The sequence below is a fragment of the Oceanobacillus limi genome (genome assembly GCF_900111445.1).
Classification (GTDB): domain Bacteria; phylum Bacillota; class Bacilli; order Bacillales; family Amphibacillaceae; genus Ornithinibacillus; species Ornithinibacillus limi.
On sequence record NZ_FOHE01000021.1, the window covers coordinates 24,337 to 44,149 of the forward strand.

The 19,813-nt window shown below is 36.1% G+C and carries 17 protein-coding genes; 15 read left to right on the top strand and 2 right to left on the bottom strand.

Annotated elements, in window-relative coordinates; genetic code table 11:
• Positions 1 to 215 precede the first annotated feature (215 nt).
• The 7 genes from tig to BMX40_RS16760 all read left to right on the top strand — a co-directional run bounded on the left by tig (position 216) and on the right by BMX40_RS16760 (position 9,193).
• Positions 216 to 1,502: a trigger factor gene (tig, locus tag BMX40_RS16730; protein ID WP_090872070.1), complete on the top strand. Its 1,287-nt coding sequence runs from the start codon at positions 216 to 218 to the stop codon at positions 1,500 to 1,502.
• A gap of 363 nt (positions 1,503 to 1,865) precedes the next feature.
• A complete protein-coding gene (gene clpX, locus BMX40_RS16735) occupies positions 1,866 to 3,143 on the top strand; it encodes an ATP-dependent protease ATP-binding subunit ClpX (RefSeq protein WP_090872072.1) in 1,278 nt (425 codons plus the stop codon).
• Positions 3,144 to 3,391: 248 nt separating this feature from the next.
• Positions 3,392 to 5,722: an endopeptidase La gene (lon, locus tag BMX40_RS16740; RefSeq protein WP_090872074.1), complete on the top strand. Its 2,331-nt coding sequence runs from the start codon at positions 3,392 to 3,394 to the stop codon at positions 5,720 to 5,722.
• Positions 5,709 to 6,290, top strand: a complete 582-nt coding sequence (yihA, locus tag BMX40_RS16745; RefSeq protein WP_090872076.1) for a ribosome biogenesis GTP-binding protein YihA/YsxC — start codon at positions 5,709 to 5,711, stop codon at positions 6,288 to 6,290. Before lon ends, yihA begins: the two co-directional genes overlap by 14 nt.
• Before the next feature lie 618 nt (positions 6,291 to 6,908).
• Positions 6,909 to 7,724 (top strand): transporter substrate-binding domain-containing protein, encoded by an 816-nt coding sequence (locus BMX40_RS16750; RefSeq protein ID WP_090872079.1) that lies wholly within the window; start codon positions 6,909 to 6,911, stop codon positions 7,722 to 7,724.
• 54 nt (positions 7,725 to 7,778) lie between these two features.
• A complete protein-coding gene (locus tag BMX40_RS16755; protein WP_090872135.1) occupies positions 7,779 to 8,441 on the top strand; it encodes an amino acid ABC transporter permease in 663 nt (220 codons plus the stop codon).
• Positions 8,442 to 8,455: 14 nt separating this feature from the next.
• Complete coding sequence (locus BMX40_RS16760; RefSeq protein WP_090872081.1) at positions 8,456 to 9,193, top strand: amino acid ABC transporter ATP-binding protein; 738 nt, start codon at positions 8,456 to 8,458, stop codon at positions 9,191 to 9,193.
• Positions 9,194 to 9,715: 522 nt separating this feature from the next.
• Here BMX40_RS16760 and BMX40_RS16765 read toward each other — a convergent pair.
• Positions 9,716 to 10,198, bottom strand: coding sequence for a LiaI-LiaF-like domain-containing protein (locus BMX40_RS16765; protein ID WP_090872083.1), 483 nt, complete (start codon positions 10,196 to 10,198; stop codon positions 9,716 to 9,718).
• Positions 10,199 to 10,433: 235 nt separating this feature from the next.
• On the opposite strand from BMX40_RS16765, the gene hemA reads away from it, so the two are divergent.
• The 8 genes from hemA to BMX40_RS16805 all read left to right on the top strand — a co-directional run bounded on the left by hemA (position 10,434) and on the right by BMX40_RS16805 (position 19,560).
• Positions 10,434 to 11,807 (top strand): glutamyl-tRNA reductase, encoded by a 1,374-nt coding sequence (gene hemA / locus BMX40_RS16770; RefSeq protein ID WP_090872085.1) that lies wholly within the window; start codon positions 10,434 to 10,436, stop codon positions 11,805 to 11,807.
• A 14-nt stretch (positions 11,808 to 11,821) separates the two neighbouring features.
• Positions 11,822 to 12,640, top strand: a complete 819-nt coding sequence (locus BMX40_RS16775; RefSeq protein WP_090872086.1) for a cytochrome C assembly family protein — start codon at positions 11,822 to 11,824, stop codon at positions 12,638 to 12,640.
• Between the two features lie 21 nt (positions 12,641 to 12,661).
• A complete protein-coding gene (gene hemC / locus BMX40_RS16780) occupies positions 12,662 to 13,591 on the top strand; it encodes a hydroxymethylbilane synthase (RefSeq protein ID WP_090872088.1) in 930 nt (309 codons plus the stop codon).
• The gene (locus BMX40_RS16785) at positions 13,591 to 14,373 is read left to right on the top strand and encodes a uroporphyrinogen-III synthase (RefSeq protein WP_090872090.1); all 783 of its coding nucleotides are present in this window, start codon (positions 13,591 to 13,593) and stop codon (positions 14,371 to 14,373) included. The genes hemC and BMX40_RS16785 overlap by 1 nt, the downstream gene beginning before the upstream one ends.
• Position 14,374: 1 nt before the next feature.
• Positions 14,375 to 15,355, top strand: coding sequence for a porphobilinogen synthase (gene hemB, locus BMX40_RS16790; protein ID WP_090872091.1), 981 nt, complete (start codon positions 14,375 to 14,377; stop codon positions 15,353 to 15,355).
• Positions 15,356 to 15,373: 18 nt separating this feature from the next.
• Positions 15,374 to 16,663, top strand: coding sequence for a glutamate-1-semialdehyde 2,1-aminomutase (gene hemL / locus BMX40_RS16795; protein ID WP_090872093.1), 1,290 nt, complete (start codon positions 15,374 to 15,376; stop codon positions 16,661 to 16,663).
• A gap of 690 nt (positions 16,664 to 17,353) precedes the next feature.
• Entirely contained in the window at positions 17,354 to 18,469 is a 1,116-nt protein-coding gene (gene spoVID, locus BMX40_RS16800) for a stage VI sporulation protein D (protein ID WP_090872095.1), read from the top strand.
• Positions 18,470 to 18,552: 83 nt separating this feature from the next.
• Entirely contained in the window at positions 18,553 to 19,560 is a 1,008-nt protein-coding gene (locus BMX40_RS16805; protein WP_139177961.1) for a phosphotransferase, read from the top strand.
• Here the strand turns inward: BMX40_RS16805 and BMX40_RS16810 are convergent.
• A complete protein-coding gene (locus tag BMX40_RS16810; RefSeq protein WP_090872099.1) occupies positions 19,557 to 19,745 on the bottom strand; it encodes a hypothetical protein in 189 nt (62 codons plus the stop codon). The two genes, BMX40_RS16805 and BMX40_RS16810, sit on opposite strands and share 4 nt — an antisense overlap.
• Positions 19,746 to 19,813: the final 68 nt, after the last annotated feature.

Sequence of the window (19,813 nt, forward strand, 5' to 3'; positions counted from 1 at the left end):
TAGGCTTGGTACATGGCAACTTTTCTAATGTAATTGCTTGAAAGGCGATATAATTATGTTATAATTAGGTGGTTGTAAATATGAGATTTACCATAGCTTCTATATACATATTTATCGTACTTATTAGCTGAAATGAGTAATTATGAAAAAATATGATTGTTGATTTAAAATAATAGAAGTAATAAATGGAAATAATAGATTTTGGAGGGAATTATATGTCAACAAAATGGGAAAAACAAGAAGGCAATGAAGGAGTTTTAACTTTTGAAGTTACAGCAGAGGAATTTGATACTGCTTTAGATAAAGCCTTTAAGAAAGTAGTAAAAACAGTACAAATTCCAGGTTTCCGTAAAGGTAAAATTCCACGCAGTATTTTTGAAAAACGTTTCGGTGTTGAATCTTTATATCAAGATGCTGTTGATATTGTATTACCAGATGCTTATATGAAAGCTATTGAAGAAGCTGGAATTGAGCCTGTTGATCAACCATCAATCGACATTGAAGAAATTGAAAAAGGAAAAGAGCTTATCTTTACTGCAAAAGTTACAGTTAAACCAGAAGTAACGCTAGGTGATTACAAAGGTCTTGAAGTAGAAGAGCAAGATGTAACTGTTACAGATGAAGACGTTGATTCTGAATTAGAACAGCTACGAGAGCGTCATGCTGAACTTATTGTTAAAGAAGAAGGAAAAGTTGAAGAAGGCGATACCGTTGTGATGGATTTTGAAGGATTCCTTGATGGAGAAGCTTTTGATGGCGGAAAAGGTGAAAATCATTCACTAGAAATCGGTTCTGGTCAATTTATTCCGGGGTTTGAAGAAAAATTAGTTGGTAAAGAAGCAGGAGAAGAAGCTGAAATCGAGGTAACTTTCCCTGAGGATTACCATGCTGAAGAACTAGCTGGTAAAAATGCTACATTTAAAGTGAAAATTCATGAAATCAAAGCGAAAGAGCTTCCAGAACTTGATGATGAATTTGCTAAAGATGTTGACGAAGAAGTGGAAACACTTGCTGATTTAAAAGCTAAGAAAAAAGAAGAACTTGAAACGCAAAAGAAACAAGATGCTGATAATCAAATGCGTGAAACATTGATTGAAAAAGCTTCTGAAAATGCACAGGTTGAAATTCCAGATGCAATGGTAGATACAGAGTTAGATCGCATGGTCAAAGAGTTTGAACAACGTCTACAAATGCAAGGAATGACAATGGATATGTATTTCCAATTCTCTGGTCAAGATGAATCAGCATTAAAAGAACAAATGAAAGAAGATGCTGGTAAACGTGTGAAAACTAACCTTACGTTAGAAACAATTGCTAATGTGGAGAATTTAGAAGCTTCAGATGAAGATGTTCAAGCAGAATTAGAAAATATGGCGTCTATGTATGGAACAGATGTAGAGCAATTAAAACAAATGCTTGGTGGAAATTCAGATGCGATTAAGGAAGATTTGAAATTCAGAAAAGCGATTGACTTTTTAGTTGAAAATAGCAAAACTGTTTAATATAATAGCATAACATCCTTTAACATAGTGAATAAAACAAGGTGCGGATTTTCGCACCTTGTTTTACACTATATAAATAAATTTCATCAGAAAACATTTATACAATGAATGAGTCATGATGAAAATAAGGGATAAATAAGCAACAAAAAGACATGAATAACATAGGTTGTATCATATACTACATTAAGTATTAGGAAAATAATTGCTTTTACTCACGCAACATGCCTCTATACTTCATCCAGATTATTGATTAAAGAGTATATTGTTTTGTTTTCTAAATTTGATCTGATATGATTACTATGAGTTGAAACAAAAATCGTAGAGCTTAGAAGTCGATTCAAACTTTTAGGGGTGAAAAATTTAATGTTTAAATTTAATGAAGAAAAAGGGCAATTAAAATGTTCATTCTGCGGTAAAAGCCAAGAGCAAGTCCGTAAATTAGTTGCTGGCCCTGGCGTTTATATATGTGATGAATGTATTGATCTTTGTACAGAGATTGTTGAAGAAGAACTTGGTACGGAGGAAGAAACAGAATATAAAGAAATACCTAAGCCAAGAGAAATTAATGAAATATTAGATGATTATGTAATTGGACAAGGGAAAGCGAAGAAAAACCTTTCTGTTGCCGTTTATAATCACTATAAGCGTATTAATTCTACAAAAAATACGGATGATGTAGAGCTTTCTAAAAGTAACATTGCTATGATTGGTCCAACAGGTAGTGGTAAAACATTGCTTGCTCAGACACTAGCTAGAATATTGAATGTACCCTTTGCTATGGCAGATGCTACATCATTAACAGAAGCTGGCTATGTAGGAGAAGATGTGGAAAATATCCTGTTAAAGTTGATTCAGTCTGCTGACTATGATGTAGAGAAAGCTGAAAAAGGAATTATCTACATCGACGAAATTGATAAGGTAGCACGTAAATCTGAAAATCCGTCAATTACAAGAGATGTCTCTGGTGAGGGCGTTCAGCAAGCACTATTGAAAATCCTTGAAGGAACGGTAGCAAGTGTACCACCACAAGGCGGACGAAAGCATCCACACCAAGAATTCATTCAAATCGACACTACAAATATTTTATTTATTTGTGGTGGTGCATTTGATGGAATCGATCAAGTAATTAAACGTCGTTTAGGTAAAAAAGTAATCGGTTTTGGTTCGAACGAAAAACAAGAGGATTTAGACAAAGGCGAATTATTATCGAAGGTCTTACCAGAAGATTTATTACGCTATGGATTGATTCCAGAGTTCATCGGAAGACTACCGGTAATCGGAAGTCTTGAACCGTTAGATGAAGACGCGTTAGTTGAAATTTTAACAAAACCAAAAAATGCTCTCGTAAAACAGTATGAGAAGCTATTCCAAATGGATAATGTGGAGTTAGAATTTGAGGACGATGCGTTAGTTGAAATTGCTAGAAAAGCAATCGAACGTAAAACAGGAGCACGTGGTTTACGCTCTATTATCGAAAGTATCATGTTGGATGTTATGTTTGAGTTACCTTCACGTGCAGATATCGAAAAATGTGTTATAACAAAAGACACTGTGGTAAATGAAAATGGAAGTCCAAAATTGATCTTTACGGATGGTACGATTAAAGAAGGTAATGAAACATTACCGAGAGAAAGCGCATAGTAGTAAATTAATCCCCATCATTTTGAGACTGACATAGCTATGAGGTCCTTTGATCATTTTAAAAAGGTATCCTTCATGCTTTGTTAGTCTCTTTCTTTTATATAGTATTTTGGATGATCATGGATCTGGAGGGAATACTAAGTAGGCGCTAAGTTTTACAAGTTAGGTAATTTTTTATAAACTTTAAAGAAACATAATACATATGAAGCAAGAAAATAATTTCATAACATTTTGGAGGTACATACTAAATGACTAATGATTATAAACAACTCCCCCTCCTTCCTTTACGTGGATTACTAATTTTCCCGTCTATGGTACTGCATCTTGATGTAGGTAGAGACAAATCCATTGCAGCTTTGGAAAAGGCAATGATGGATGATCAAACGATATTTTTAGCTGCGCAGAAAAAGGTCAGTATAGATGACCCAAAACCTAATGAAATATACCAAATAGGTACGTTAGCACGTGTGAAGCAAATGTTAAAACTCCCAAATGGTACGGTTCGTGTACTAGTTGAAGGGTTGTATAGAGGGGAAATTGTCCGCTTTGTAGAGGAAGAAGAGGAGTTCGTTGTAGAAATAAATGAACTAGAAGAGATTTCAGGAGACGAGAATGAACAAGAAGCGCTAATGCGTTCACTTTTAAGTCAATTTGAAAATTACATCAAAATATCTAAGAAAATAACGAAGGAAACGTTAGCAACCGTTTCAGATATTGATGAACCTGGAAGAATGGCTGATATTATCACCTCTCATTTATCATTAAAGATCAAAGATAAACAAGAATTACTGGAGATTGTTCACATTCAAAAAAGGTTAAAACACTTAATTAAATTAATTTCAAATGAACAAAAGGTATTAGATCTAGAAAAGAAAATTGGTCAACGAGTAAAAAGCTCGATGGAAAAAACCCAGAAAGAGTATTACCTTCGTGAGCAAATGAAGGCAATTCAAAAAGAACTAGGCGATAAAGATGGAAAAACAGGCGAAGTTAGTCAACTGAGAGAAAAGCTAGAAGAATCCGACATGCCTAAACGTGTGATGGAAGTTGCTATGAAAGAATTAAACCGTTATGAAACGGTTCCACAAAGTTCAGCAGAGAGTTCTGTTATTCGTAATTACTTAGAATGGCTTTTAGCTTTACCATGGACCGAGAAGACAAAGGACACAATTGAAATCGAGCAGGCGAAAGGCATCTTAGATAAGGATCATTATGGGTTAGAAAAAGTAAAAGATCGAATACTTGAATACTTAGCAGTACAGAAATTAACCCAATCCATTAAAGGACCGATCTTATGCCTGGTAGGACCTCCTGGTGTTGGTAAAACATCACTAGCAAAATCTATTGCATCATCCATTAACCGAAATTTTGTTCGCATATCACTAGGTGGGGTTCGAGATGAAGCTGAGATACGTGGCCATCGTCGAACATATATAGGAGCAATGCCCGGAAGAATTATTCAAGGGATGAAAAAAGCGAAGACAGTCAACCCAGTATTTTTATTAGATGAGATTGATAAAATGTCTAATGATTTTCGAGGAGATCCATCTTCGGCGATGCTTGAGGTATTAGATCCAGAACAGAACAGCACATTCAGTGATCATTTTATTGAAGAAACGTATGATTTATCAAATGTGTTGTTTATTGCAACGGCAAACTATGTCAATAATATACCTGGTCCTTTACTTGATCGGATGGAATTAATCTCTATTTCTGGTTATACAGAAGTTGAAAAACTACACATTGCTAAAGAACATTTAATTAACAAACAATTAAAAGAAAATGGGTTAACGAAGAGTAATTTACAAATTCGTGATGAGGCTTTGTTAAAATTAATTCGGATGTACACAAGAGAAGCGGGGGTTCGTGGACTCGAAAGACAAGTTGCGAAGCTTTGTAGAAAAGCAGCAAAAATTATTATTTCCGAGGAAAAGAAACGCGTCATAATTACGGAAAAGAGTATCGAAGACTTGCTTGGTAAGCCGATGTTTCGTTATGGTCAAATGGAGAAAGAGGACCAAGTGGGTGCTGCAACCGGATTAGCTTATACCGCAGCTGGTGGAGATACCTTGTCGATTGAAGTTTCCCATTATCCTGGGAAAGGCAAGCTTACGCTTACCGGCAAATTAGGCGAAGTGATGCGTGAATCTGCCCAAGCAGCATTTAGCTATATTCGCTCACGTGCTGATGAATTACAGATTGATCCTGATTTTTATGAAAAGTATGATATTCATATTCATGTTCCTGAAGGTGCAACACCAAAAGATGGGCCTTCAGCTGGTATTACAATGGCAACGGCGCTTGTATCGGCACTGTCAGGTCGTGCAGTACGAAAAGAAGTAGGGATGACTGGGGAAATTACGTTACGTGGACGTGTATTACCTATTGGTGGTTTAAAAGAAAAATCATTAAGTGCACACCGTGCTGGTATTACAACGATCATTATGCCAGAGGAGAATAAAAAAGATTTAGATGATATTCCTAAAAGCGTTCGTGAAGAACTAACGTTTATTCCAGTAGGTCATTTAGATCAAGTTTTAGAGCATGCTCTTGTGGGGGAAAATCATGAAAGTAACTAATGCAGAAATTGTCATAAGTGCAGTAAGTCAGAAGCAATATCCAAATGATCAGTTGCCAGAAATTGCTTTAGCAGGACGTTCTAATGTTGGAAAGTCTTCTTTTATTAATAAACTGATCAATCGTAAAAACCTTGCTCGAACATCTTCCAAACCTGGGAAGACACAAACATTGAATTTTTATAAAATCAATGAAGCTTTTTATTTCGTTGATGTACCGGGATATGGTTATGCAAAGGTTTCAAAAAAGGAAAGAGAAAAATGGGGAGTTATGATGGAGGAGTACTTCCAAACAAGGGAGACTCTGAAAGCAGTACTGTTAATAACAGATATCCGTCATGAGCCAACTAGAGATGATATTCAAATGTATGATTTCCTCAAACATTTTGATTTACCAGTAGTCATTGTGGCTACAAAACTAGATAAGATTCCTAAAGGAAAACGATCAAAGCATTTAAAACGAACAATCCAAACGTTACAAGTTGAGCAAGGGGACATCGTCCTTCCTTTCTCAGCTGAAACAGGAGAAGGTAAAGAAGAAGCATGGGGAATCTTAAAAAAATATCTTTAGTAATAAGAACCTATTCATTCTAAATGGATAGGTTTTTTGATGTTTTCGAGGTTCACGAAGCTAATCTATCCATTTTTAAAAAGGCAGTTCCCCCTCGGCTCACGTAGCACATTCGGCGCAATTATATTTATGAGGTGAGTATATACGTATATCTAGCGAAACGACTAAGTATGTATTCATGCTAAACGACGATAGATAGGTGACCCATTATCGAAAGCAAATACTATGGGTGGACGAACCAGACATTTCACTTTGAATGGCCCACACTTAACCTTATAGGTTTGAAGTGGGGCAGGACATCGCGTTTAAGTCAGTCTGCTAGCTATGTGCAGGAAAACCTCCCTATATCAAACTCGGATTTCTAGTGTCTTTTTCTGAAAATTTCAAGCATGCTGGAGGTATAAATAGAATCGCAAAGGATATATAAGGTTCTGGGATTTATTTCATATTAATAAATCAATATCCAAATGAATAAAAATATATTAAAGAATATGCCATTGGTTGTTTATGTATAGTCTTGGTATACTTATAATGAAAATGTGCGAGTGTTAATATTATTCCGTATTTTCTATTAATACATACGCACGAAAAACTCAAAGAGAGGGATGTTTCAACGGAATGAGAAAACTGAAAATTGCATTATTTCTCGCTATGTTTATATTTGTGTTGGCTGCATGTGGAACAGATAGTTCATCTAATGGTGATGATGGAGAAGGTAATACGAATAATGGATCCGAATTTGATTTGATCGAGGATGGAAAACTTACTTTTGCTGCATCCGGTGAGTTTAAACCATTCAGTTATATGGATGGAAATAAAATGATCGGCTATGATATTGCCGTAGCAGAAGCAATTGCTGATAAATTAGGATTAGAAGCTGTACAGCAGAAGGCTAAATTTGATGGAATTGTAACAGGAGTAAAAGAAGGGCGTTATGATATTGCTGTTGCTAGCCATACCATTACCGATGAACGTTTAGAAGAGGTTAATTTTTCAGATCCGTACTATTATTCTGGTCCGGTTATCTATACTAGACCAGACAGTGATATTAACACAGCAGAAGATTTAAATGGAAAGGAAATTTCTGTATCAAGGGGATCCACATATGTGGAAATGGCACAAGAATATACTGATAATATTCCTAAAGTAGATAGTGATGTTGTAGCGCTACAGTCATTAGCGTCGGGACACCATGATGCCGTAATAACAGACGATATCACTGGCCAAACAGCAATTGAAAATGGCTTAGAAATAGAGAACCGTGGCCAGTTAGGTGTTAGTGAACAAGCGGTTGCAGTAAGTAAAGAAAAAGAAGCTTTATTAGAATCAATTAATGAGGCTTTACAAGAGCTAAAAGAGAGTGGGGAATTGGCTGAGCTTGCTGAAGAATGGATTGGAGTAGATATAACGCAGGAACCTGAAGAGTTAGAATAAAGTAAGATTCAAATGTGCGCAGATTGATGCGCACATTTGTCCTTCACAAAGGAGTTGACCTTTTTGTCTCATTTAATAGAAGTATTTATTGATACCTACGACCTATTTTTAAATGGGTTATGGATTACATTGAAGCTTTCAGCAGCTTCGTTATTTATTGCTTTTTTTATTGGTTTGTTTTTTGCAATCTTAAAAATATCGAATATTAAAATTTTAGAATGGATAGCAGACGCCTATATTTGGTTAGTTCGTGGGACACCGTTAATTGTTCAAATTTTTGTTTTATATTATGGTTTAGTTGAGATTGTTTTAATTCCAATGTTTTGGGCTGGGGCAGCTGGACTAGCGTTTCATAGTGGAGCCTATATTGCGGAGATTATTCGTGGAGCTATTCAATCGATCGATAAAGGGCAAATGGAAGCTGGGAGATCTCTTGGAATGACTACGGGGAAGACGATGAAACGAATTATTTTACCACAAGCATTTCGCCGAGCGGTTCCTTCGTTAGGTAACCAGTTTATCATTGGTATTAAAGACTCCTCGCTTGTTTCATTCATCGGATTACAAGAGATATTCGGTGTTGCAAGTTCAGGAGGCTCCAATAACTTTGATTACTTAACCTATTACTTTATTGCTGCAATTTATTATTTAGTCATTGTACTTGCCTTAACATTGATTGTGAATTATATCGAAAATAGAATGGCTAAAAGTGATTAGAGAGGAGGACTGGCATGAACACCAACGAAATGATTAGGGTTGAAAAATTAAATAAATTCTTTGGAGACTTACATGTTTTAAAGGATATTGATTTAAAAGTAAATGAAAGTGATGTAGTAGTACTTGTTGGAGCGAGTGGTTCTGGAAAAAGTACGCTTCTGCGTTGCCTCAACTTTTTAGAAATAAAAAATGACGGAAAAATTATCATTGATGGGGAACAAGTAGAAAAAGAAACGCATGACTTAAATAAGATACGTGAGCGTGTTGGGATGGTTTTTCAACACTTCAATTTGTTCCCTCATAAAACCGTGATTGAAAATGTCATTGAAGCCCCGACACAAGTGAAAGGTATTGCGAAATCTAAAGCGATCCAAGAAGGGAAAGAATTACTTGACAAAGTAGGTTTGGGTGATAAATATGATGTTTATCCGTCTACTTTATCCGGCGGACAGAAACAACGCGTTGCGATTGCTAGAGCCCTAGCCATGAAACCAGATGTAATGCTGTTCGATGAGCCTACTTCAGCTTTGGATCCTGAATTAGTTGGAGAAGTACTTGCAACGATGAAGGAATTGGCTGAAGAAGGCATGACAATGGTGGTTGTGACGCATGAGATGGGGTTTGCGCGAGAAGTTGGCGATTGGGTTGTATATATGCATGATGGCAAAATCGTAGAATATGGTCATCCAAGTGAATTATTTGATAACCCTAAAGAAGAGCGTACCAAAGCTTTTCTAAGTTCCATTTTGTAAGGATAAGAATTAAGTATTACACCATCAGCCGATTACTAGAATATCAATTTTTTAGTACGTGATATATTATATCGACTTTGAATGAAGTTTAACAATGACCTTCCTATCATTAGATCTCGTCATCCGTCAGTGGTGGAATAAAACAAGATTCAACGAAAAACCATTAGGTCTAAATAGTGGAATGAGGGTCATCATCTTAGATGAAGTGGAACCCCATTCCACTAAATGAACGAAATAATTCGTCTAGAGCATGGTTTTGGTTCCTCATTCCTTTATTTACCTTTATCCAGTACAATTTTCGCTAATTTATGTCTAATAGCGGAATGAGGATCATCATACTCATTGTTTGGGCTGTATTTTTGCTATTTAGAGGAACCACGATCCTCGTTATTCCAACATAGTTAATAAACCAAAACCCATCCGACGATATTTTAAGGGGGGAGAGTTTCAAATGGTGGATGGGATTAACTTTTCCCATTCTTAGCTTATAAGCATAAAAATAATCCAGTCCATGCGACTGGATTATTTTTTCTTTTTTAAGACATATACTCCAACTATAATAAGTGCAATTGGCCAGTATGTTTCCAAAAATTGAATGATCGGATAAATCCAATGGAAGGTACTGGGTAATTGAATTGAAAAAATCATGATAACCGAAATTCCTATTAAGATAATACTCGTCAACAGCCCCTGTTTCGTTTTTACATAACGAATAAGAAACGCGATTCCTACAATTAACGGGTACACTGCCCAATGGTCGATCCAAAAACGGTAATGCTCCAAACCATGAAAATGAATTCCTAAACCAAGAAGAAGTGTTCCAGTAAATAAATTTTGATAATCTTTGGAACGATAACTATATATTAAAAATGCGATCCCTATGATAATCAATAATGTAGGCCACGAATAAAAATCCGTGAAGATAGGTACTTTCAATTGCTTTAGTAAAAAATATAGGCCAAAGCCTACTAACAAATAACCAATAAATGGATTCGACTTCTTCATGTCGATCACCTCTTTCAACATTCAGTCTGATTTCTTGCTTCTTATAGGTTGTTATGATAGAGTACAATCGAGTTCGAACATAATATACGTTTTATCCTATCATATTGTTTCAAATTATGTTCACAAATTAAGAAAATGTGTATAATTACCTATGTTATAATAGATTGTGCATAATAAGTGTGAGTTCAAATTTTATTCTTTTTGAACCTCTTGTTTTAATGGAGGAGAGATAAAGGTGCATATACTCAAAGTTGGCTTCAACTATAAAACTGCTCCAGTAGAGATTAGAGAGAAACTTTCATTTTCAGAGGAATCCCTACAGGAAGCAATGACTGAACTGAAAAAGCAAAAAAGTATTTTAGAAAATGTAATTGTTTCTACTTGTAATCGTACAGAAATATATGCAGTTGTAGATCAACTCCATACTGGACGTTATTATATTAAGCAATTTTTAGCCGATTGGTTTGCTATTGATAAAGAAGAATTTTCTACGTATTTACGAATTACAGAAGATGACGGAGCCCTGGAACATTTATTCCGTGTTTCTTCTGGTTTAGATTCCATGGTACTAGGAGAAACTCAAATCCTTGGACAGGTTAAGCAATCCTTCTTAACCTCCCAAAAAATTCAAGCTACAGGAACCATTTTTAATGAGTTATTCAAACAAGCAATTACATTTGCCAAACGAACGCAAAAAGAAACAGCCATTGGTGAGCATGCTGTTTCTGTAAGTTATGCTGCTGTTGAACTGGCTAAAAAGATTTTTGGAGAGCTACAGGAAAAACATGTTGTCATTTTAGGCGCTGGTAAAATGGGGGAACTTGCTGCAAAAAATTTGCAAGGCTCCGGAGCAACTAAAATAACCGTTGTTAATCGTACGTATGCCAAAGCAGAGCAATTAGCGGAAAAGTTCGAGGCAAAGGCAGGTCACATAGATGACCTACAGGATGTAATGCTTACAGCAGATATATTAATTAGCTCAACCGGATCAGAGAATGTTGTGTTGACGCAAGCAGACTTAACTCCTATCCAAAAGAAACGAAAAGGAAAACCATTATTTTTGGTCGATATTGCTGTACCAAGGGATTTAGATCCTGCTATCAGTACATTGGATAATGTGTTCCTATATGATATTGATGATTTACAACATATTGTTGATCAGAATTTAGAAGCAAGAAAACAGGCTGCAGAAAAAATAGAACTGATGCTAGAGCAAGAAATTGTTACGTTTAATGAATGGTTAAAAACATTAGGCGTTGTGCCAGTTATTTCAGCTTTACGGAAGAAAGCATTATCTATTCAATCTGAAACAATGAAAAGTATTGAAAGAAAAATGCCCGATTTGACGGATAGAGAGAAAAAAGTTCTTAATAAACACACGAAAAGTATTATTAATCAGCTTTTAAAAGAGCCGATTACGCAAGCAAAAGAACTTGCTGCAGGAGAACAAGCGGAAGAAGCACTTGATTTATTTATAAATATTTTTGGAATTGAAGAAGAGGTTAAAGAAGAAGTAATTAATCAAGCAAAAAAAAATGAAACTGTGATAAAAGTAAGTCAAGATGATAAAGTGTCCTTTCCATTATTTGAAAAACTAGCAGGTCGTTAAGAGGGGATTTCCCTATGATTGAGACAAAATGGCTTTACGAAATTATATTATTCGTATATGGATTAAGTCTAACGGGGTACTTTATTGACTTTATACAACAAAACCGGAAGGTGAATCAATTTGCCTTCTGGTTACTTAGTATGGTTTGGACATTGCAAACCGTTTTTTTATGTATTCAAGTCTTTATTGTCCACAGCTTTCCAATCGCTACATTAACAGATAGCTTATTTTTTTATAGTTGGATTTTAGTGACTTTTTCCTTGATTATAAACCGGATATTTAATGTACATTTTATCGTCTTTTTCACAAACCTTTTTGGTTTTTTTATTTTACTGTTATTCATATTAACTAGGGCACAAGAAAGCATGCAGGATAGCGGAATACAACTTGTAAATGAAGTGCTTATCACCCATATTGTATTAGCTATCGTATCCTATGGATTTTTTACCTTGTCTTTTCTTTTTTCAATTATGTATATCATGCAATATCTTTTTCTAAAGAAAAAGAAAGGGTTAAAATGGATGTGGAGGTTCGGGGACTTAGGGATGCTTGATACCTATTCCTTTAAATCTATTACAATTGGAGTACCTATTTTATTGATCGGCATTATTATGGGGTTTGTTTGGGCTTTTGTTTCTGGAGAGGAATTTTATTGGTTTGATTTGAAAACTATTGGCTCGATCCTTGTACTATTGGTTTACTCTACTTATTTATTGCTAAGAATAGTCTTAGGATATACAGGAAAATCAATCGCTAAATATAATATCGCAGCATTTTTAATTTTACTGATAAATTTCTTTTTATTTAGTATGCTGTCTAATTTTCACTTTTGAAGACTTTAAGGAGGAAAATACATGCGCAAGATAGTCGTTGGTTCAAGGAAAAGTAATTTAGCACTAACCCAAACAGAATGGGTAATTAATCAATTAAAAGAAGCAGGCATTCCAAATGAGTTTGAAATCAAAAAAATCGTAACAAAAGGGGATCGTATTCTTGATGTTACGTTATCAAAAGTAGGAGGAAAAGGCCTGTTTGTTAAAGAGATTGAGCAAGCAATGTATGATAAAGAGATTGACTTTGCTGTACATAGTATGAAGGATATGCCTGCCGTATTACCAGATGGACTGGTTATCTCTACCATTCCAATACGAGAAGATCACCGAGATGCATTTATTTCAAAGGGGAATGTTCTTTTAGCTGACCTACCTAATGGCGCTATCGTAGGAACCAGTAGTTTACGACGTGGTGCTCAAATATTAGCAGAAAGACCGGACGTTACCATTAAATGGATACGAGGAAATATTGAAACACGTATTCGCAAGTTAGATGAAGAAGATTATGATGCTATTATATTAGCTGTCTCAGGACTGAAGCGTGTTGGGTTAAGTGAAGAACTAATCACCGAATACCTAGAACCGGAAGTTTGTGTGCCGGCAGTTGGCCAAGGTGCATTAGCTATTGAATGTCGTGAGGACGATAAGGAATTAAGAGACCTATTAGCGAAAATTAATGATGATCATACAACTAGGACCGTACGTGCGGAAAGAACCTTTCTACATTTACTCGAAGGTGGTTGTCAGGTTCCTATCGGTGGATATGCGTATTTAGATGGTGAAGATGTTGTCCTGACTGCACTAGTTGGTACGCCTGATGGGAAAACTATTTTAAAAGAGGTTGTACGTGGAAATGATCCTGAACAGGTAGGAGAAATTGCTGCGAAGAAATTAATTGATCAAGGTGCCAAAGAAATCGTGGATCGTGTTAAAGAGGAGCTGGACAATTAATGTCCTTATCTTCATTACATGGAAAGAAAATAATTGTTACTCGGGAGAAATCGCAAGCGAAGGCATTTTCTGATAAAATTCAACAGCTTGGTGGAATTCCTATAGAGGTACCATTATTAAAAATTACATGTAATAATACGGAAGAAATTCGACCTGTAATGAATGGGTTATCTGATGGACAGTGGGTTTTTTTCACGAGTTCGAATGGAGTACACTGTTTCGTTCGATTACTCGAAAAGTATAGAATTGAAATCGATAGGTTAAATCGTTTTAAGATAGCAGTTGTTGGTGAAAAGACAGGTATAGCAGTAGAAAAATATGGCTTAAAACCTACATTTAGTCCTTCGATATACAATGCAGAAATAATGGCAAAGGAATTTCTTGAATCTATTTATGATGGTGAACCCATTTTATTAATACGTGGGAATCGATCGAGAGATGTATTACCGAATATATTTGAACAGCTAGGTATAGATTTTCAAATGGTCGAAGTTTATCAAACTTCATTTCACATGGAGAGTAAGGCTCTTCTACATAAGGTTCTAGATAATTCATTTGATTTTCTTACATTTACGAGTCCTTCATCGGTTGAAGCGTATGTAGAGTTAGGATCTGATCATCCTAATCTTGAAAAAAGTCTATATAATAGATGTGTTTGTATTGGGACGACAACGGAGCAACGCGCAATAGAATTAGGGTTTAACGATACTTATGTCCCAGAAAGTTTTACGATTGACGGAATGATAGGATGTATGAGAAAAATTAATAGAGAGGATAGTTAGTATGGAACAAATGCCAGAATTTAAACGTCACCGTCGCTTACGCTCTTCCCATGCAATGAGAGCGGCAATACGGGAAAATCATTTGCGAACGGAAGATTTTATTTACCCAATGTTTGTCATTGAAGGGAACAATATTAAAAATGAAGTACCTTCTATGCCAGGAGTATTCCAAGTTTCCTTAGACCTTTTGAAAGAAGAAGTCCAAGAAATCTATCAGTTAGGTATTCGATCTATAATTTTCTTTGGTGTTCCAAATGATAAGGATGAAGTAGGAACAGGGGCATACGTGGATGATGGAATGATTCAGCAAGCAACCAGACTTGTTAAAAAAGAATTCCCTGAAATGCTTATTGTAGCTGATACTTGCTTATGTGAATATACGTCACACGGTCATTGTGGCGTCATTCATAATCATGATGTCGATAACGATGAATCCCTTAAACTTCTTGCTAAAACTGCTGTTTCACAAGCAGAAGCGGGAGCTGACATTATTGCACCATCAAACATGATGGATGGTTTTGTTGCAGTAATTCGTAAGGCACTAGATGACGCAGGTTATCAACATATTCCAATTATGTCCTATGCTGTAAAATATGCCTCTGCGTTTTATGGGCCGTTCCGTGATGCTGCAGATAGTACACCTCAATTTGGTGACCGTAAAACATACCAAATGGATCCGGCAAATCGTATGGAGGCATTACGTGAAGCGGAGTCAGATGTTAATGAGGGTGCAGATTTCCTCATTGTAAAACCAGCAATGTCTTATTTGGATATTGTTAGAGACGTGAAAAACAACTTTCATTTACCTGTAGTAGCTTATAATGTTAGTGGGGAGTACTCCATGGTAAAAGCTGCTGCCTTAAATGGTTGGATAAATGAGAAAGAACTAGTAATGGAAAAATTAACAGCAATGAAGCGCGCAGGTGCAGACCTAATCATTACATACTTCGCCAAAGATGTAGCAAAATGGCTTAGCGAATAAAATAGTTGAGGTGATAAAGTGAAGAATTTTCAAAACTCCGTAGATGCTTATAAAGAAGCGGTTGACTTAATGCCAGGTGGGGTGAATTCACCCGTCCGTGCATTTAAATCTGTTGGGATGTCTCCAATTTTTATGGAACAGGGAAAAGGCTCTAAAATAGTTGATGTTGATGGCAATGAGTATATTGATTATGTATTAAGCTGGGGACCACTCATTTTAGGACATGCTGATGACAGAGTTGTTGAAAAGTTACAAGAAGTTGCAGCCAAAGGAACGAGCTTTGGAGCTCCTACAACTTTAGAAAATGAGCTTGCCCAATTGGTAATTGATCGGGTACCATCCATTGAAATGGTACGAATGGTTAACTCAGGTACCGAAGCAACCATGAGTGCGTTGCGTCTAGCTAGAGGCTATACAGGCCGTGATAAGATCTTAAAGTTCGAAGGGAATTATCACGGTCACGGGGATTCCTTGCTTATTAAAGCAGGATCAGGAGTGGCTACACTTGGATTGCCTGACAGTCCAGGAGTTCCAGAATCAATTGCCCAAAACACAATTACAGTTCCTTATAATGATTTAGAAAGTGTCCGTTATGCTTTTGAAAACTTTGGTAAGGACATTGCAGCGGTTATCGTAGAACCCGTGTCAGGGAATATGGGAGTTGTTCCTCCACAGGATAATTTCTTACAAGAATTACGAACGATCACCGAAGATAATGGTACCGTTCTAATTTTTGACGAGGTAATGACAGGATTCCGAGTTGGGTATAATTGTGCCCAAGGTCATTTCGGTGTAACACCTGACTTAACTTGTTTAGGTAAAGTAATTGGTGGTGGATTACCTGTTGGTGCTTATGGTGGTAAAAGAGAGATCATGGAGCAAGTTGCCCCAACTGGATCAATTTATCAAGCTGGAACATTATCTGGTAACCCATTGGCAATGACGGCTGGCTATGAAACCTTAAATGCTTTAGCAGAATCTTCCTATGAAGAAATTAATCATAAAGTGGAAAGGTTAATGGAAGGCTTTCGAACAGCTGCAGATGAGAATGGCATTCCACTAACAATTAATCGAGCAGGTTCTATGGTTGGTGTGTTTTTCACAGATGAACCTGTTATTAACTATGAAACAGCACAGAAATCAAACTTAGACTATTTTGCACAATATTACCGTGCAATGATAGAAGAAGGGATATTCTTACCACCATCCCAATTTGAAGGACTATTCCTATCCACTGCACATACAGACGAAGATATTACGAAGACAATCCAAGCAGTACGGAATGCATTTGCCAAGATTGAAAAATAAACACACTCCCAAAATATTGAGGCTACTCCATGTGAGTGGCCATTTCTATTACAGTTTTTACCTAAGGTGTATCCTATGATTTGTTGCGCATTACGCATATAATACGACGTAACATTTGGTTTCGCCTAATGGAAATATTGTTGATAGCCGCTACGGCAGAATGCTTCGCTTTCCGTGGATTGCCTGAGCCTATATAAAGGAACGAGGTTCCACTTCGTAATTGATGAGGATCGTGGTTCCGTTAAATGACAAAAACACAGCCCAAACAAGGAGTATGATGATCCTCATTCCGTTATTAGTCATAAATCAGTGAAAATTATAGTGAAAAATGGTGAATAAAGGAATGAGGAACCAAAACCATGCTCAAACGTCTTATTTCTATCATTTAGCGGAATGAGGATCCACCTCGTTTTTGATGAGGATCGTGGTTCCGCTATTTGGATCCAATGACGGTTAGATGAATCCTACTTCCCCCATTGGCGGATTACGTATTCCACCATCAACTTCATTTTTGAATACATTTTTTACGTCGCATCATACATCTACTATGAATCATCACTTGAATTAGCCGGGGCTTTTAATAAACAGCTTCAAACAATTTCATCTCGACAAGCATATCCTTTTACATGCCCTCATATAGATAATTAAGACATGTAAGTATATGGATTTATGCTGAAGGGAGGAAGCCACTTGTCTAACGATCAATCCGTGTTTAGTTTTGAGTTGAACGAGTCTCTTTATTTTGAAAGAGGACAGGAAGTTGGAGAAATTATGGGGATATCCTTGGAGCCTGAGATTTCAATTCAGCCTTTTAATGAGTATATTTCGATACGCGGGGTAGTAGAGTTGCAAGGGTCATATTTAAAAGCAGAAAATGAAAACGAAGTGAGTGATGAACCTTATTTTACAGAATCCTATCATTCCAAACGTTATATGGAAAGAGTAGTAGATATAGAGAATGGAAGTGCAGAATTTGTTCATCGCTTTCCGGTTGAAATATCTGTGCCTACTTATCGAGTAGATGATTTGGATGATGTTACGGTTATGATTACTTCGTTCGATTATGAATTGCCAGACCCAAATCAATTACAATTAAAATCAACGATTGAAATTCACGGGATCAATGATCAAGCAGAGGAGTCTCGTGAGGTAGAAAGCCCTGTAAATGAACTGTCAAATGAAGTAGAACATCGTGTAGAAGAAGTAGTAGCTCGTGATGAGGAAAAATCTGAGGAGAGAGAGGCTGAAGATACATTTGAGTTTGAAATAAAGAAACCAAAAGAGGAATCTTCCAGTGAAGTTGAATTAGCAGATCAACCCAATACACCTACCTTATCAACGAATGTAGAAGATACAGAGTCTGACTCAAGTGAGGATGGCAGATGGAAGTATAAGCAAACGCAAACATTCTCGGAATTTTTCAATAAAAACAAACAAGAATCTAGTGAATCTTCACCGGAATATGCTGAAGCAACCGATGATTCACCAGATGACATATCCTCTGATTATCTGGATTTAGAAGAATCCCCTAGTCCGTTTGAAAGTAGTGAATTGAGTAGGGAGAGCAATGAAGGTGAGTCAAGAGAAAAGGCTGATTTAAGCTATTTATCCGATATGTTTCGAAACGATGAGGAAAGCTATTCTCAAATGAGATTATGTATTGTACAGGAGTCTGATACACTCGATTCCATTGCAGAGAGGTACGAAACAACCTCTATACAAATTGTGAATCAAAATCATTTGGATGATGACCATATTAAAGAAGGTCAGTTATTGTATATTCCCTATCGAAAGCAAGAAAAATAAAGTGAACATTGTACCCCTTGATTATCAAGGGGTATCTATTTTTCATCCAGTTATATATTGTGAAACCTGGTGGTGAACGTACAATGGAACAAATACGTGCAGTATTACAGGAATATGGTATTACCTCTGTTGAGATAGAACCTATTACCGACCGACTATATCGTGTAATAGATCCATACCATAACCAATATGCTTTAAAAAAAAGCACGCTTACGGAGAAATCAGTTATGAATTGGAAGCATGTTCTTCATACTGCCAATTCCAACAACCTAGTAAACGTTTCCCCTGTTTATCTTACGAAGCAAGGGGAATTGTATTATGAACGAAATAATGAGATATTTTATTTGACTCCATGGCTATTGGCAAAAAGTGAACCAAAAAATCTGGGAAAAATCTTTCAAGCGATCGGTTTCATACATCGTACTACCAAAAAAACACAATCCTTCTCTCCAGAATCAACAACTACTTCCTTTAAGGAATATAAAAAGCACTGTGATTCAGCTCGGCTATCGTTGTTATCTTATGTGGAGCAATTTGAACAGAGGCGTTATATGTCCCCATTTGAATTACTTGTTTGTACCCAATTTCACGTATTGAACAATGTATTTAGAGAATTGATACGAAAACTGGATCAATTAATCTCAAATTTAGATGAAGATGATGGTGTTTGGAGTACTAGTTTGTGTCATGGGAATTTAAGGATGGATCATATTATAGAATCAAATCAATTATTATTTATTAATTGGGAGAACGCCTCGTATCATAATGCTATACAGGACTTGGTCAGCTTTTTTAAGAATAATGTTATTTATTACGATAGTCCTACAGATGATTTGTTAAATAACTTTGCAAATTACATGAATGAAAATAGCCTTGAAAGTAGTGAGATTTATTTATTAACGATTTATTTGTTGGATCCAACTTATTACATGGATCTCATCCGTACGTACTATGATGGGAATGATACATCCATGATTGATCAAATAAAAAAACTTCAACAAACGTATCGTCAATTGATATTTGCGTTGAAGTTTTCACAACACGTTGAAACAGAATATGAAAGTCTTTCTTTAGAGGATCTAGAAAGCTAGATCCATTTCATATAAAAGCAAATAAATATGCCACCTAACATTAGTGTTAGTAACACATCAAAAGTAGTTGGAAAAAAGATTGTTCGAATAAGTTGAAAGATGAATAGTGGTAATGTAACACTTTCTGCAACCACAATACATTTCTTAGCCCATGGTGGAAGCCGGTAGCGATAATACCTTGCCATTCAATCACTCCTTTAATTGATACTCACCTTATACATTGGTTTCATACACATCAATCCTGTAATAATAT

What these genes read in the sequence shown, in the direction of transcription:
- tig (WP_090872070.1), top strand. Translation starts at nt 216, where the DNA reads ATGTCAACAAAATGGGAAAAACAAGAAGGCAATGAAGGAGTTTTAACT.
- clpX (WP_090872072.1), top strand. Translation starts at nt 1,866, where the DNA reads ATGTTTAAATTTAATGAAGAAAAAGGGCAATTAAAATGTTCATTCTGC.
- lon (WP_090872074.1), top strand. Translation starts at nt 3,392, where the DNA reads ATGACTAATGATTATAAACAACTCCCCCTCCTTCCTTTACGTGGATTA.
- yihA (WP_090872076.1), top strand. Translation starts at nt 5,709, where the DNA reads ATGAAAGTAACTAATGCAGAAATTGTCATAAGTGCAGTAAGTCAGAAG.
- BMX40_RS16750 (WP_090872079.1), top strand. Translation starts at nt 6,909, where the DNA reads ATGAGAAAACTGAAAATTGCATTATTTCTCGCTATGTTTATATTTGTG.
- BMX40_RS16760 (WP_090872081.1), top strand. Translation starts at nt 8,456, where the DNA reads ATGAACACCAACGAAATGATTAGGGTTGAAAAATTAAATAAATTCTTT.
- BMX40_RS16765 (WP_090872083.1), bottom strand. Translation starts at nt 10,198, where the DNA reads ATGAAGAAGTCGAATCCATTTATTGGTTATTTGTTAGTAGGCTTTGGC.
- BMX40_RS16775 (WP_090872086.1), top strand. Translation starts at nt 11,822, where the DNA reads ATGATTGAGACAAAATGGCTTTACGAAATTATATTATTCGTATATGGA.
- hemC (WP_090872088.1), top strand. Translation starts at nt 12,662, where the DNA reads ATGCGCAAGATAGTCGTTGGTTCAAGGAAAAGTAATTTAGCACTAACC.
- BMX40_RS16785 (WP_090872090.1), top strand. Translation starts at nt 13,591, where the DNA reads ATGTCCTTATCTTCATTACATGGAAAGAAAATAATTGTTACTCGGGAG.
- hemB (WP_090872091.1), top strand. Translation starts at nt 14,375, where the DNA reads ATGGAACAAATGCCAGAATTTAAACGTCACCGTCGCTTACGCTCTTCC.
- BMX40_RS16805 (WP_139177961.1), top strand. Translation starts at nt 18,553, where the DNA reads ATGGAACAAATACGTGCAGTATTACAGGAATATGGTATTACCTCTGTT.
- BMX40_RS16810 (WP_090872099.1), bottom strand. Translation starts at nt 19,745, where the DNA reads ATGGCAAGGTATTATCGCTACCGGCTTCCACCATGGGCTAAGAAATGT.